Origin of the sequence: Wolbachia endosymbiont (group B) of Hofmannophila pseudospretella, assembly GCF_964028515.1 — a bacterium.
In the GTDB taxonomy this organism is placed as follows: domain Bacteria; phylum Pseudomonadota; class Alphaproteobacteria; order Rickettsiales; family Anaplasmataceae; genus Wolbachia.
This window is the reverse complement of sequence record NZ_OZ034788.1, coordinates 639,368-655,172: the sequence shown is the minus strand read 5'-3', so window position 1 is coordinate 655,172 and position 15,805 is coordinate 639,368. Positions and strand designations below refer to the sequence as shown.

General features: G+C 34.8%; 12 protein-coding genes and 1 pseudogene. 5 read left to right on the top strand and 8 right to left on the bottom strand.

Annotation, left to right across the window (positions count from 1 at the left end):
* Nucleotides 1–17: 17 nt before the first annotated feature.
* The 4 genes from ABWU24_RS03010 (at nucleotide 18) to ABWU24_RS02995 (ending at nucleotide 3,074) form a co-directional block, all read left to right on the top strand.
* Nucleotides 18–383, top strand: a complete 366-nt coding sequence (locus ABWU24_RS03010; RefSeq protein WP_006014880.1) for a hypothetical protein — start codon at nucleotides 18–20, stop codon at nucleotides 381–383.
* A gap of 97 nt (nucleotides 384–480) precedes the next feature.
* The gene (locus ABWU24_RS03005) at nucleotides 481–1,125 is read left to right on the top strand and encodes an alpha/beta hydrolase (protein WP_015587933.1); all 645 of its coding nucleotides are present in this window, start codon (nucleotides 481–483) and stop codon (nucleotides 1,123–1,125) included.
* 5 nt (nucleotides 1,126–1,130) lie between these two features.
* Complete coding sequence (locus ABWU24_RS03000) at nucleotides 1,131–1,910, top strand: SDR family oxidoreductase (protein WP_341815506.1); 780 nt, start codon at nucleotides 1,131–1,133, stop codon at nucleotides 1,908–1,910.
* 90 nt (nucleotides 1,911–2,000) lie between these two features.
* Complete coding sequence (locus tag ABWU24_RS02995; RefSeq protein ID WP_341815505.1) at nucleotides 2,001–3,074, top strand: ankyrin repeat domain-containing protein; 1,074 nt, start codon at nucleotides 2,001–2,003, stop codon at nucleotides 3,072–3,074.
* Nucleotides 3,075–3,305: 231 nt separating this feature from the next.
* On the opposite strand, the gene ABWU24_RS02990 is transcribed toward ABWU24_RS02995, so the two are convergent.
* The 7 genes and pseudogenes from ABWU24_RS02990 to ABWU24_RS02965 all read right to left on the bottom strand — a co-directional run bounded on the left by ABWU24_RS02990 (nucleotide 3,306) and on the right by ABWU24_RS02965 (nucleotide 12,048).
* A complete protein-coding gene (locus tag ABWU24_RS02990; protein ID WP_353274412.1) occupies nucleotides 3,306–6,122 on the bottom strand; it encodes a hypothetical protein in 2,817 nt (938 codons plus the stop codon).
* Entirely contained in the window at nucleotides 6,103–8,457 is a 2,355-nt protein-coding gene (locus tag ABWU24_RS02985; RefSeq protein ID WP_353274410.1) for a type VI secretion protein, read from the bottom strand. Before ABWU24_RS02985 ends, ABWU24_RS02990 begins: the two co-directional genes overlap by 20 nt.
* A 42-nt stretch (nucleotides 8,458–8,499) precedes the next feature.
* The gene (locus tag ABWU24_RS02980; protein ID WP_015587929.1) at nucleotides 8,500–8,874 is read right to left on the bottom strand and encodes a hypothetical protein; all 375 of its coding nucleotides are present in this window, start codon (nucleotides 8,872–8,874) and stop codon (nucleotides 8,500–8,502) included.
* A 104-nt stretch (nucleotides 8,875–8,978) separates the two neighbouring features.
* Nucleotides 8,979–9,563: pseudogene (locus ABWU24_RS07830) on the bottom strand (DUF350 domain-containing protein); the annotation flags it as partial.
* A gap of 173 nt (nucleotides 9,564–9,736) precedes the next feature.
* Entirely contained in the window at nucleotides 9,737–10,393 is a 657-nt protein-coding gene (locus tag ABWU24_RS07825) for a hypothetical protein (RefSeq protein ID WP_410541810.1), read from the bottom strand.
* Nucleotides 10,394–10,525: 132 nt separating this feature from the next.
* Nucleotides 10,526–11,521 (bottom strand): NAD(P)H-dependent flavin oxidoreductase, encoded by a 996-nt coding sequence (locus ABWU24_RS02970; protein WP_341815502.1) that lies wholly within the window; start codon nucleotides 11,519–11,521, stop codon nucleotides 10,526–10,528.
* 5 nt (nucleotides 11,522–11,526) lie between these two features.
* Nucleotides 11,527–12,048, bottom strand: a complete 522-nt coding sequence (locus ABWU24_RS02965; protein WP_341815501.1) for a cytochrome b — start codon at nucleotides 12,046–12,048, stop codon at nucleotides 11,527–11,529.
* 264 nt (nucleotides 12,049–12,312) lie between these two features.
* On the opposite strand from ABWU24_RS02965, the gene ABWU24_RS02960 reads away from it, so the two are divergent.
* Nucleotides 12,313–13,485 carry an NADH-quinone oxidoreductase subunit D gene (locus ABWU24_RS02960; RefSeq protein WP_353274408.1) on the top strand — a complete coding sequence of 391 codons (1,173 nt, stop codon included), beginning with the start codon at nucleotides 12,313–12,315 and terminating at the stop codon, nucleotides 13,483–13,485.
* An 18-nt stretch (nucleotides 13,486–13,503) separates the two neighbouring features.
* On the opposite strand, the gene recJ is transcribed toward ABWU24_RS02960, so the two are convergent.
* Nucleotides 13,504–15,243 carry a single-stranded-DNA-specific exonuclease RecJ gene (recJ, locus tag ABWU24_RS02955; RefSeq protein WP_341815499.1) on the bottom strand — a complete coding sequence of 580 codons (1,740 nt, stop codon included), beginning with the start codon at nucleotides 15,241–15,243 and terminating at the stop codon, nucleotides 13,504–13,506.
* Between the last annotated feature and the right edge of the window lie 562 nt (nucleotides 15,244–15,805).

The following is a 15,805-nucleotide window of genomic DNA, read 5'->3' as shown; positions in this document are numbered from 1 at the left end:
TTCAAGTAGGTGTAATTATGACAGATAAAGTACAAGATGATGAATTTATGAAGCAGTACATGGATACTTGCAAAGAGCAAATAGAAAAATTGGCAAGCGACCCTAATTTGCTTCAACAGACCTTAAAGCCATTCATGCAAATGTCTCAGCAACTTATGGCTGGTGGTATGCTAGAAGGAAATATGCCTAGCATGATACCTGATATGGGTGGTATGGATATCAACAAGATGATTGCTCAGATGAAGGAAATGTATGATTACATAAAGAGTAATCACAAAGAGCTCATGAGAAAAGATGCTTCACAAATTCAAGAGCTTGATGATTCCAGCAGAAGATTGAGAGGCTTGGTCAAGAAATTGATAGAGAAAGTTGAAGCTAAGTAGTATTTATTCATATCAAAGAGCTATAGCAGTAGTGAGGTCTTGTTTCTCAAATTTAGTATTACCGTAAAATTAAATATAAACATAAAGGGATGAAGAGATGATTGAACTTAAGAGCCAAGAAATTTGTCCAAATGGAAATAAGAAAAATTTGATTATTTTTTTTCATGGTTGGGGTTCAAGTGGCGATAATTTCGTTCATCTTGCTAAAGTTATGGGCAAGTTTTTGCCTGATTCATATTTAGTAATTCCCAATGCTCCGTTTAAGAGAGAAATAGGTGATGGTTATCAGTGGTTTAGTTTAGAAGATCGTAGTGAGGAAGCACTATATAATGGGGTGAAAAATGCTGCATCAATTGTAAATCATTTTATTGATGCAAAATTAAAGGAGCTTAATTTAAAAGATATGCAGCTTTCTTTAGTTGGATTTTCTCAAGGGGCAATGCTTGCAATGCATGTAGCTCTTACCCGACTTCAGTCTTGTGCATCAGTTGTTGCATACTCTGGTAGGTTTCTTTCACCTTCAAAAACTGCACCGGAGATCAAATCAAAACCCAGCATATGTGTTATTCATGGTGATGCTGATGACATGGTACCTTTTTCTTCCCTTGATTTAGCGGTTAAAGCTCTGAAAGAAAATGGAGTAAACGCTCAAGGATACCCAATTCATGGATTAGGGCATATTATTAATGAAGAGGGAATAAAGTTAGGGGTTGAATTTATCAAGAAGAATTTTAAAAATTAATTTTCATGCACTTGTTTTGCTTTGGCTATGGATATGTAGCTAAATTTTTATCGCAAAAATTACTAAATTTAGGTTGGAAAGTTAGCGGTACATCAAGAAATAAAGATATACAACTTTTTAATTATGAAAAGGTCGACCAAGATCTACTTAAAAGCGTAACGCATGTTTTAGTTTCTATTCCTCCAGACGGCGATGATGTTATGGAGAGATACGGTCATTGTCTGGAGAATATTAAATGGCTTGGTTATCTGTCTGCAACTAATGTTTATGGTGAACACTGTGGTAATTGGGTGAATGAGGAATCTGAAACAAAGCCTATAGAAATTAGAGGAAAAAAGCGCCTTAAGTCCGAAGAAAAGTGGCTAAATAGCAAATTGCCTGTACATATTTTCCGGTTGGCTGGGATATATGGTCCTGGTAGAAATGCGCTAATTGACCTGCAGCTTGGCAAAGCAAGAAATGTGAAAAAAAAATTTTCTCGTATTCATGTTGAAGATATATCGAATATTTTATTTTCTTCCATGCAAAATATAAAGCCTTATGAGATATACAATTGTGCAGATGATTTACCTGCTACGCAATCTGAAGTGGTCACTTATGCAGCCGAGCTTCTCAATATTAGCCCTCCAGAGCCAGTTGAGATTTCTTCTGTACCAAATTACGCACGGGGTTTTTATTTAGGGTCAAAAAAAGTAAGCAATACTAAAATTAAAAAAGATCTTGGTGTCTCTCTAGTTTATCCTGATTACAAGGTGGGTTTAAAGAGTTTGTATATATTAGAATAGAGAAAATTAGATTGCCAGATGCAAAATTTTTCTTGAATGTTCCTTGTTTTGATGTAATACCACTAGGCATACTATTATATAGAGGTAAATATGTTCAGCACTCAATCGCTCTCGGTTGAAAATGTTCTATTACATCAAGCCGCTTATAATGGTAACATAAATGAAGTTAGGTTATTACTTAATGTAAAAACTGATATCAATATCAAGGATAAAAAAGGATTTACAGCCTTGCATTTTGCTGCTTATTCAGGACATTTAGACGTAGTAAAGTTACTAATCAGTAAAGAAGCTAATATTCATGCAAGAACTACTAAAGGCAGTACAGTTTTACACTTTGCTGTTGTAGCTAAAAGCAAAGCTATAGTAGAGGAGTTAATTAAAGCGGGAGCTGATCCCAATATAAAAGACTGTACTGATGGTAAGACACCTTTACATATTGCTGCTCAAAATGGACTTGTAGAAGTTGTAAAGGTGTTGCTTAATACTCAAGAAATTGAGATTGATGCTAAAGACAATGAATTTGGTATAACAGCTCTGTACTTAGCCTCTCAGAACGGACATACTGAAATAGTTGAACTATTAATTAGCACAAAAAATGCTGATGTTAACATAGTAGATAAAAAAAATAATGTCACACCCTTGTATCTAGCTGCTCAGAATGGGCATGAAGCAGTAGTTAAGTTGCTTCTTGATAATGGTGCTAAAGTCAATGGCTGTGATACCAGTATGAATCCTTTGTGTGTAGCTGTTAATAATGGCCATGACGAGGTAGCTCAATTATTACTTAGTGTAGAAGGGGTGGATGTCAATATTGGCAATCAGCTTGGCAATACACCTCTACATATAGCAGCTATGAAAGGTAATGAAAAAATGGCAAGATTACTGCTAGAAAAAGGTGCTGATCCTAATATTAAAAACCTTTCAGGAGATAATTCCTTACAAGCTGCTGAGTACGTAAGAAACATTAGCTGGCATGATAATCCTCCAAATGTACAAGGAGGATACTTCGTGTTAGTTGGCTCGAATAGAATATATTCATTTCAGCAATTTTATGAGCAAAAAAAAATTATGGAGCTTTTGGTACAACATATAAATGATAGCAGACCTAGCTCATCAGTAGATGAAATTGACGTATCTGTTCAGCAGAGTGGCAAAATAAGATAGATGAGAAAACTAGTTTGTGACATTGGCGTCCAGTTAAATTTACATGGATTCCAGTGTCACGCACTGGAATGACATCTTCAATGTTCTGTACAGCTGTGCGTTATGCACTGGGATGACATTATGAGAACTGAGATACAAAAAAAGAAACACTGGTTTCACATGCATCTGAACAGATACTCTCAGTGATGTAAATTCAACTTTACCCCATTTGCAACCATCAGGGTCCTTTGACTATAATCCTAACAATTCTTTTCTAATTTCTTCTTTAATTGTATCAATAATCTTTTGATCAAGTTTATTTATTAAGGAATCATCAATACCTGTGATGTCATCTGGATTTTGTATCATTTTTTCAATAGCATCATCTATTTTTTTTACTCTTTCTTTATTAATTTCATCAAATATAGGTTTAATTTTCACATAACCAGGAGCGCCCTTGCTATAACTTTTGCTGCTTTTGTTGATACAACCACCAGCACCATATGTTTTATTCACGTAGTTTTTACTACACTTTGTTACATCTTTATACCCAATCTCACCATTTTCTATATATGCTATTTTATTATCTTTACTAGAGTTTAGCTTTTCCCCTTTCTTAATTTCTTCTTTTAATTTTAAACTTTCTTCATGAATTATTGTATCTTTGTAATTCTTTCCCCCATAGGTTCTGTGTGTACCTCCACCTGCAACAGTAATTAAATCTTTACAAATTGTTTCTGAAAGGTCTCTGCACATTTTTATTAAAGTAGGTCCCCCATCCTTGTTAGATATATGATTTTCTTGTCCACCACCTCCTTCTGTTACTTTTACTTTAATATATGGATAACTAGGGTTGACTCTCAGTTTAGCTTTAATGTAATCACCTGGCGTTCCTGGTCTATTTTCTGTAGACTGAGCTTTATCAGCTATATGACCAGCTTCACCACCTCCCCATGCTTCTATTTCAACGTAATCATACATTGACAGATCATCTGTATAGCCATCTCCAAGCTCATAAAGTTTTTGATCCCTGTTTTCAATAATCTGCTTCTTATGTTTCAATTGTGCTATTATTATTTCACGCAATCTCTTTTTTAAACCGTCTAAATCGAACCTGCATAATTTATCAGCGAAAAAGACTTCTGTTCTATTTGCTTTAATTGGATTATCTAACTTCGTTACAACGCCACTTTCATCTTGTGAAACTCTTAAGTAAAAAGGCTTATTATCCTTGCCTATATACTGTGTTGAGCGACTACACACTCCATCAAAGCAGAGGCAACCATCATCACCATGATTACAATTTTTTTCTTCATACTTTCCATCTGTTAACTCATATACTATTTTGCATTTGTCACAATTTTGTTTTGTATCTACCTCTTTATCCTCTTTCGCCATGCAATTATCTCTAGGCTTATTTTCAGCAGGAATAGAAATATATCCTTTTTTATTGAATATTATTTCATCTAGTGCATCTTGTGGCTTTGCTAAAACCTCAATTGTTTCGTTACAGGGAAAATAATAAGATTGATTTGATTCTTTCGAGTAAACAGTATTGTGTTTAGCATAGCTTGCTCCTACTGACTTCAGTGGTATTAGCTCACTTCCTTTTTCAACAACAAGCTCTTCTGGTTCCGGCTGCCAACCAGAAAGGCAGAGCATTTTACTTTTAGGATTTTCTTTATATTTTATTTCTACTTTTGGATATCCTGAGTCATCTAGTTTGCACTTACCATTCTGAAGCTCTTTACATTCTGTTTCAATATCGGGAACGTATCCATACTTTTTGAGAACTTCAAATTGCGAATTATTTTTTAATACACCTTCTATTATGTTATCGATATCACTTTTTCTATTACCGCTATTGGTTGTTTTTTCTACTATTGCTGGCTTTACTACTATTAAAGGCAGATGGCCAATGTATGTAGGAGAATTTTTATTAACATAAAAAGTACAGATGCCATTACTGTGAGTTCCACGTGCGTCATAAGTACAAACGTTCTCACTTATCTTCATTTTTACTTTTAGCGTATTTTCGCCTTTACCCTCATTAGGCTTTGGTATGCTCACTTCTTCAATCTTTGGAGCAGGTGGCGCTGGGAAGCAGCGAGCAGGAAATTGTAATTTTCTTTTGGACTCTTCTCTCTCAGTACCATAATATTCAGTGCAGAGCTGACCTTTTTTTCTATAAGTATTAAAGTGATGGTGGGTATCTTTATCTGGAATAGAGTATGTAGCACTTTGAATGTTTTTATTACTTGAAATAACGCGTGGAAAAGGTAGCTCTCTTCTTTCTTTCAGCTCACTAATAATGACTCCAACTCTTGGATGAAAGTAATCATTGTCTTCATTTGTTATAGGGACAATTCTAACTTGTGGTGGTGACATCGCAAGTTGTTCACAAAATGGAGGTGGGCCAGGTGCAAGTTGTACAGGGGCACACTTTACCTTTGTTTGATAGCATGTATCACAAGCTTTTTCCATCTCTCCAGGACGAAAAATATTTTCCCCAGAAAATACTCTAGAGCCCCATGAAGAAATTCCTGACATACAAGCACCCTTTTGGCTACAAGCGCATATCTTAGGAGAATTAGCAAATTTTACTTTTTCTTCATCAGTAACACCATCTACCCATTCCCATCCAAGACCTTGAGCAATTTCTCCTCCAGCCTTTGTTTTATCTCCTTCCCAATCGATAAAAGCTGCTGCAGAAATTCCAGCTCCTGTACTCTGCGTTCCATATATCTTGCGGCAGAATGTTCCACTGGATAATATATAACAGTTGTCGTTCCCTTCGTAATCGCAGACCTTAATTTTTGGATCGAAGTAACCGCCTACTCCTTGATCTTTCACCATTGTTACTTTGATTTCTTTTAATAGATGAGGATCAAAATCCAGGCTACCCCACTTGCCAGTAAAGAAGTTCCAAAAGCCTTTACCTACTTTACTTGCATTTGCCTCAATATCAGTATTACTTTCCACAAAACGCGGACAATCAGCATATCCTTGATAAGAAAGACAAAATATCAAGGAGAATATCAATAAAAAATTAAGCTTTACATTTTTCATAGAACACCGGTAACCACTTACTCACTTTCTCGCCTTTTTCCTTCATCGCCTCATACATATACTTTATAGTCTCTTTATTAGCTGAAAGTACATGTATTTCTTTTATATTCTTCAAATCTAGATTTAAAGTTACTAAACCTTTGTATTGCTTTATCAAAAATAAACCTTCCTGTGTTGGTGTTTGCAAAATGACATTCAGTTCCTCTTTCGACAGAGAAAATGCTTTCATGTATAACCTGTTTGCATTTATGTTCGGCATCAGGATCCTCGTATCGACATGCTTATCTAAATATTGAGTAAACTTGCTAGCAAATGCTAGGTTTAAGTTTTCAGTACTTAGAATTACTACAACATTTAACTTTGTCATTCTTTGCATCCAGTCGTCAAACTCTCCCTCTGTAGGAAAAATATTACTTATCTCCCATGCTTCATCCAAAACAAGTATTGCAGGTGAGCCATCACATTTTGCTTCGAAAGAGTATAAGAAATAGTAAAGTATCACGGACATACATTCTTTTTGCTTAGTGAGATTTGCAGTATTGAGGGATATAGTTTTTGTTCCCCAGTCAATATCTGACTCATCACCATCTTGGAATAAGTAAGCAAATTCACCTTCACCACACCATTTACTTATTTTGCCTCCAAGAAGTAAAAGCACTTCAGAAATTTGAGAAATAGAGCGTGATTCTCTTGGTATAGTAAATATAGAATCTACAATTTTTTTTGTCTTTTCTTCTACGTCTACCAAACTTGCATCTGCAACCATCCTTTTGATCAATTCAACAAGCATATTGCGATTAGAAGCACTATCTTCAATGTTCAGTGGGTTAAATTTTAGACTTTTATCTTTATATTTTGGATCAATTATGTAATATTGGCCGCTTACTGCTTTAGTAAATATTATTGATTTTCCAGTATTATCCAATATAACAATCCTAGGGTTAAATTTTCTTGATTCCGAAAGTAAGAAATTGATCAGTGAGGTTCTACCTGAATTTGGAGCTCCAAGTATTGTGGTATGACCATTATTTTTCTTTCCATGAAAGTTAAAAAAGTAAGGACTGCCTTTTTTTGAAAAAAAAACTGTTACTGCTTCTTTCCATCTTCCTCCTTTTAACGTACCTGATGTAAAATCATGCAACATAGCAAAGCTGCAAGCATATTTTTCTAATATATTTTTTGGTTGTGTAACAAAAGCAAAGTTTCCAGGAAGCTGTGCCCAAAAATGATTTTCCATGTGCAGATCAGTTCTAAACATCATCAACCCGATTAACGACATTACAGAGGATAAATCGCTGATATTTTTAGCTAACCTATTCTTATCATCTGCAAAGATTGTAACAATAATTTTCTGTTGACAAAAATCCATAGCAGAAATTTTTTCAAGCTCTATTATTTCATTTATTCCTGAGTTTTGAAGTAAGGTATTGTCCTCACTGATTTGCAGTATATTAATTTGTTTTTTGAATTCTTTTACTGCTTTATTATTACTAGTAAATATTATTATTTCTGTGATGATAAGCTCAGAGTCAAGTTGCAAACACCTATCTATATTTTCTAAGGGGATTTCTCGATATTCCTTTATGCAAAAAATAGAACCAAACTTCTGTTGACCTTCAAACGATGTTTGAAATTTATTGAAACCGAAAGCTACTTTTAGGTTTTTCACATGCTGCGATAGATCCCTTTCACATATCGGATAATCTTTGTGCGTTAATGTAATAATGTAATGGAGAAATTCCATCATTTGAGAATATATTTTGCCTTCACTAGACCTAAGGCCCAGTTTTTTAGCTCCAAAAGGTTCTAAATCTTTTTGAATCAGGTCAGTTATTTTTTGTAATTCTTGATGATTTTTTTGTAAAAATAACTTGTGCCTATTCTTTATCCTGCCAAAAAAAAATGCATTATTAATATGTTTGCCAAAATCACTAAGTAACACCACAATGTATAGCTCATTTATATACTGTAGTTTACTATCAACTAGTTTATTAAACCATGTTGAGTGTAGCTGATCGGAAAAGTCTGCAGTTTTATTCCACTGTAAGATCAGTTTATTGCGCTTACGGACAGTGTGAATCCAAACGGTAAAATATAAACTCTTGATATTTTTTGATATACTTTTTCTAATTTCAGTTCTAAGATCACCATAGTTATCAACTGAAGAATAGTCTTCTAATTTGATTATTTTTAACAATTCCCCCTGTTTTGTTAGTATAGTTTCTTCATCGTAGTGGCAAGCATAAGGGATAAAATCTAAATTAATACTTTCTAGTAACGCTAAATTGTTCTTTTTTTCAGAATTAGAGCTAGTAGCTGGTATTTTTGGTTGCATACAATATCATGCGTATTCAATAAAAAGATAATAAAGAATCATCTATCTTACTGAATCCTTATCTTCTTTTTTGTTATTGGATTGTAACTGTATGTCCTTTGCAAAGTTGAATTTTTCTTTCAGGTAATCTGTTGCCTTTTCTGTGCTTCCAAACATCATGATCAGTACGCCAAATATTATCATGAAAAAAATTAGGCCTCTGAACACTACTGCAAGTATCACTGTAGCTATACATAAACCTATAATTGTTGAGGGACTTATATTTTCTACAGTATCTTTAACTGAAAATGAAGAAATAAGTTCTTTCAACGTTCCTGGTATATTTTTCAATTCATCACTTGCTTTGCTAGAACATGACATGAAGATAAAACTTAACAGAGCTACAATAGCAAAAACTCTACCCAATTGAATATGCATCAGCTAAATACCTTTAAGATACTCCTCAAATGTAACAATTTTTACATCAATAGGCAAGAACCGAATTCACTTGCTCACCATAAGTAACTCATATTTAACTTTTATCACCGTGTTAGCTCTTTATTATCAACAAGAGGACTCACACTAATGGATGTCAATTTACTTGACAGAATATTTGAACAAAATTCAGCAGCAGCAGCTGTAGCAAACACTGCAGCCACCACAAACAGTCCTGCTCCTACTAATCCTGATGTCATTACTCCTGCAACAATGCACCCTATTGCTAAGAGAGCAGAACTTGTTACAAGTGCGACGTGAAGATTTTTATTATGAGGTTCTTTAACTTTACTCTTATTTTCGTAATTAGCAGCTTCTTGTTTATTTAAAACAGCTTTTTCCTCTTTTTTTTCAAGTTTAAGCTCAAGCAACTTTGGCCCAGATTCTTCACTCTTTAATATTAGCTTTTCTTTAACTTGATCACCTGAATTTTCACTTTCTTGCATCTGTGGCTCTGCTGCTGCAACTTGCTCTGGTTGCATTTCCTCTTTTTGTAGATTATTATTTTTCTTAGCAGAGCTTAATATTGAGTCTAAATCTTCTTCAGATGAAGTGCTTGTTACTGAAGTTAAGCTGCTCCTTCTGCTACTTGATAACAAGCCAGGTGAACTTACTCCACTATCTAAGTCATTCTTTAAATCTTTACAATCAATCGAAAGGTCAGATTGACTATTCAATTGTGATTGTGCGATCTTCTTTCTTGCTTGCGATTGTTCTGATGTAGGAGTTGTTAAATTACCATAATAACCTGAACTTCTCAAGGTATTGTATGTTCCTGGGGTTCCTTTTCCACTTACACCCTTAGCTAAAGAATCCTTTTCCAGAGGATTAATACCTGAATTTTTGGGAATTTCAACTTCACTAGGAAAATTTTTTTCTTAAATAATCCCATAACATTACCTTGTCTATCTGTTTGATTATTTCTAGAACCTTTCTGATTTTGAATAGTGCTATTAGAATGATTTTTATCACTGTTCTTATTAGTAATTACTGAAATTATTTCTAATATTTTTCCTCTTCCTGTTGGTGATCCTTGTGATTTTTCTATTTCATTCTTAAATACTGGAAGTCTGACCTCTAATCCCATTACTTCTTTTTTCAATGCTGGAAGGAAGTTGTCAATATAATATCTATAATATTTTTGATATTCTTCTTGCTCTCTCAGTAATTTTTCTAATTGAATTAATACGTTAGGATCAGCTCCTTTGTTGAACAACTCTATGCATTTTGTGATAGTTCCATCTCCCTTTTTTAGATTTTCATGAGTATGTTTTTTTTTTGTGACCTTTTTGTGTATAATTTCGTACAACTCTTTCGTTTTTGATGCTGAATAATTCTCTGTTTTCTCCTTTCTCTTATCTGAGATTTGTGAACTTCTGATAGGATCGCTAGTAGATGAGTAAGTATTGTTTCCTACTGCGCTATCAAATAGCACTCTTTCCTCATATGATGAATCAAGCATAACATTCCTCTCATACAAATAAAATGTATGAATACCTCTTTAGCGTTAATTTTACATTAAAACTGGGCAGTTATGCCTTATTACGGATAATTATAGCAATTTGCTAACTATTTTCTTTGCTGATTACTGATTTTACATTTCAACATAATTGCTTGCCTGTTGAACTAGCATATCTATTACTTCTTTTACAGGCTTTTCTCTATCAACCATGCCAACACTTTGACCGGCCATTAAAGATCCTGTTTCAACATCTCCATCAATTACTGCCCTTCTTAAAGCTCCAGCCCAGAATTTTTCTATTTCAAGCTGCCCATTTTCTTTTGAGATCTGTCCATTTTGATATTTATCGATAATGTCTCTTTGATGCTTCATAAAATCGTCATTTGCTTTGTTAGCTATAGCTCTTACTGGAATTACAGGAAAATCAGCACTGATCTGCACAGAAGATACTGCATTACGCGCAGCTGATTTGATAAACACTTCTTTAAAATTTTTGTGGGCAATTGACTCATTTGTGCAGACAAATAATGTACCTATTTGACAGCCACTTGCTCCCATTTCTAGATAGTTCACTATCATTTCGCCTCTTCCTATTCCACCTGCGACAAACACTGGTATTTGTTCATTTTTAAAATGAGGCAATATCTCTTGTGCGAGAACAGAAGTGCTAACTGGACCTATGTGCCCACCTGCTTCCATTCCTTCTATTATTAATGCATCTACTCCCATTTTTACTAACCTTTCCGCAAGGCTTAATGCTGGTGTAAAGCACATAACTTTAATACCTGCATTCTTGATTTTTTCTATATTAGGCTTTTTTGGTAACCCGCCAGCGAGAACTATGTGGCTTACTTTTGTTTCAATGCATATATCTATTAACTCACTCAAATTTGGGTGCATAGTAATTAGGTTTACACCAAATGGCTTATGAGTTAATTTTTGTGTTTCTATGATTTCTTTTTTCAGTAAATCTGGAGACATTGCACCACATGCAATTACGCCAAATCCACCAGCATTTGAGATTGCTGAAACCAAATTTCTCTCTGAAACCCAGCTCATAGCACCACCCATTATTGCAAACTCACTACCGAGAAAATTCGTTCCTTTCTTCCAAAGCCTGCTCAACATATAGCCTATATCATACGTTTAAAAATGTTTTGTTTATCTATAAATGTGTGTTTTAAAGCACCAAGTATATGCAAGGTTATAAAGACTATCATAAGATATGCAAGCATCGAATGTAGCTGATTAGCTGCACTAGCTAGCTCTTTGTTTTCATTGATTAACAAAGGGATATGAACAAAATATTTGATCTCTTTACTAGAAGCAGAAGACATGACATAACCAGATAGCGGTATTAGCACCATCAAAGCATATAAACAAAAGTGTATCGTTTTGCTCGCATTGATTACGAATCGAGAAAAATTGGCTGGTAATGGCGGAACATAAGTAAAGACGCGAAAAAATATACGTACTATAATTAATCCAAGAACGGTGATACCACAAGCCTTATGAATAGAGTATATGCTGAATTTAATTTCACTGCTAATCGGCAAACTTTTCATGTACAGTCCAGAACAAAGCATACCAATAATAAGAGCAGACATTAACCAATGAATGATCCTTAAGCCTAAACTATATTTATTGTTTTTCATTAATTTTGATTACTCTAAAGTAGAATTTATATAGTAGAAAAACTATTTCTCAATCAAAATTATCTATACATAATTTCGCTGCCTTGATCAACATAAGTGCAATAATTGTATGTGACACATAAACATTGTCTATCAGATCATGAAGAAGTGGTGAAGTTTTTGAGAGTTTTTCTATTGTAACGATGAGTTATAGCTTGTACAAGAAGCCTATTGACTTTAAGCACATTTTACCCTATACAATTTTAACATCTTAAACTTCCAAACATGCCAGATCTAAAGACAATGATGCTAAACTTTGGCCCTCAGCATCCAGCTGCACACGGGGTGTTACGTCTTGTTTTAGAGATGGATGGTGAGGTGATCGAGAGGTCAGACCCTCATATTGGGCTTTTGCATCGCGGCACTGAAAAATTGATAGAACATAAAACTTATCTTCAAGCTCTGCCTTACTTTGACCGCCTTGATTATGTGTCACCAATGTCACAAGAGCATGCATATTCGTTATGTGTAGAGAAATTATTGCAGTGCGAAGTTCCGATTAGGGCAAAATATTTGCGTGTTCTATTTTGTGAGCTGACAAGAATACTAAATCATTTACTAAATGTCTCTTCCCAAGCACTTGATGTTGGGGCGATGACTCCTCTTTTATGGCTCTTTGAAGAGAGAGAAAAAATACTCGAGTTCTATGAAAGGGCCTCAGGTGCAAGATTTCACGCAGCTTATATAAGGCCAGGTGGACTTGCAGCAGATATCCCAGAAGGTTTGATTGAAGATATTGCAAAGTTTATAGAGCAATTTCCAAAGTATATAGATGATGTTGATGATCTTCTGACAGAAAATAGGATATGGAAGCAACGCACTGTAGGAATTAGTGAAATATCAATAAAACAGGCGCTTGATTGGGGCTTTAGTGGACCAATGCTCCGTGCTGCTGGACTTGCTTGGGACTTGCGAAAAAGCCAGCCATATGAGATATATGATCAGCTAGATTTTGATATACCTATCGGTCAAAATGGTGACTGTTATGACCGTTATTTAGTAAGAATGGCGGAGATCAGACAATCTATCAGCTTGGTGAAGCAATGCATAGAGAAGATGCCTGAAGGGCCAATAAAAACTGAAGATAGAAAAATTTCTCCACCGCCAAGAGCAGAAATGAAAGAATCCATGGAAGCTATGATTCATCATTTTAAGCTTTACTCGGAAGGATATCATGTACCAGAAGGTGAGGCTTATGTAGCTGTTGAAGCGCCAAAAGGCGAATTTGGAGTATATATAGTTTCAGATGGTACCAATAGACCTTATAGATGCCGAATAAGAGCACCTGGCTTTGCGCATTTACAGGCCTTAGATTTCATGGCAAAAGGACACATGCTTGCTGACATTGCAGCAATTATCGGTTCACTCGATATAGTCTTTGGTGAGATTGATAGGTAATTATTGTAAAATAGTAACTTAACTAATGGTTAAGACATCTTCTATCATAAGTTGTATAAATTCATTGCCATTCCAGTAATTCATAGAGATTTTACCCAAAATGGCTTTAACATTACCCTGCATAATAGCAGAGCCAATCTCAGTATTTGCAGAGCGAAACGCAATAGCTTTTACCATAACATTATCATCAGCAATAAAACATTTTATATGATCAACTCCTATAACTTCCGGCTTTCTTATCTTTGCTCCCTGAATGATAAATCTCGGTTCAGGGTTGCCAACACCAAATGGCTCTAAGCGTTGCAATTGATTCCACAGGGATAAGTTTATTGCTTTAGCTGTTACTATGCCATCGGCTTTTATGATTTTGTCATTTGTAGAGTTTGCAAATCTTTCAGTAAAAAAATCATGTAGATCACTTATTTTGTCTTCCTTAATCGAAAATCCCGCTGCCATACTGTGACCACCACCTTCAATGATTAGGTTGGTAAATTTTGCAGAAAGAACCGCGGCACCAATATCTACTCCAGAAATTGACCTACAACTTGCTTTTCCTATTCCGTTGTTTAAAGATATCACTATCGTTGGTAGGTGAAACTGCTCCTTTAGTCTTGATGCAATGATACCAATTATTCCTTGATGCCAATTGCCACTTACCATTATAAAATTTACACCTAATAAGGTAAATTTTTCTGCCTGTGTTGTAGCTTCTAAGAGAGCCTCATTTTCTAACACCTTCCTTGCATTATTTAAATCTATTAATTTTAGCGCGATTGAATGCGCCTCTTCTTCATTATCAGTGGAAAGCAACCTTGCACCGAGTGATGCTTCTCCAATTCTTCCTCCAGCATTTATGCATGGCCCAATACTAAACCCTAATCGTGAAACACTTGGTTTTTCAAGGATTCCCAAAGCATCAAATAAAATACGCAAGCCAACGTTTTTTCTTGCTGACATAACCTTTAATCCTTGTAAAACAAAAGCCCTATTTAGGCCTGTGATCTGCATAACATCGCAAACAGTTCCAAGAGCAACCAAATCCAGTAGATCAAATAAATCTGGTTCTTTTTTGTGGGTAAAAAATCCTTGCTCACGTAGGCTTCTGTTAAGGGCAACAATTAGCAGAAATGACACTCCAACTGCTGCAAGGTTAGTATAAGGAGAGCTTTCATCAAGGCGGTTGGGATTAACAACTGCTACAGCGTTTGGTAACTTTTCTGTACCAAGGTGATGATCGACAACTATAATATCAAGCCCAAAAACCTTTGCATCTTCTATTGGTTGATATGCAAGCGTACCACAATCAACAGAAATACATAAGTCAATTCCGTTCTTTTTAAGTTGTAATAAAGCATCTACGTTTAATCCATAGCCCTCATCAACACGATCTGGAATATAGATTATAGAGTGTGTTCCAATCGTTCTTAAATACCTATTAATCAATGCTGATGACGTTGCTCCATCAACATCATAGTCACCAAATATTGCAATATTTTCATTATTGTTTATTGCTTTTATTATGCGAGAAACAGCTTTGTCCATATCAAGGAGGTAAAAGGGATCTGGTAATAGTGATCTGATTAGTGGATGTAAGAAGTCATGTGCATTTTCTATGTTAACACCACGACTAACTAATATTCTTGCTAATATTTCTGGCAACTCAAATCTCTGTATAAGAGTTAAAATCTCCCTTTGATCTGCTTCTTGTAACTTCCACAGTGCATTTGTTATGCTGCGTTTTTCAATATCAAGTAGCATACTCTTTGTAAATAAAACTACTTTACCAGAACTTTTAAGCTTGTTCTATAATTGTGTTAGACTTCTGTATAACCTAAAGAAAGATATAGGAGGGTGTCACCCGAAAGGAATCACATCTATTTTGACAAAGAGCATCTGCAAAATCTGATACTTCTTCTTGCATAACATGCTCTTTAATTAGTATTATATCTATATTGGCATATAAGTGTGAATATTATATTAGTGTAATTACTTTTTGGTATACATGACAAATTTATGCCTGGATTGGTTACTCAAACCTTTTCTACCTTTATTTCATATTCTTTAAAGTATTTCTTGCACTTTCTTTATAAAAACCATAGGTACCAATCAGTTTTTAGCTTAAGAATAAAGGTCAAGTATCTGGAATTATGGACATAAAATCCCCCTGAAAGATTAGAAAGAAAATGCAGCGTACATACTACAGTATACACTGAAGAGTACACTTTTTATTGAGAAATTGACTGAAAAGTCTGCAGACGAAGATAGATTTTTGAGCTCTTAAAATACCTCTACTGTTAGGGTAAGGAAAGCGAGAAGGTTT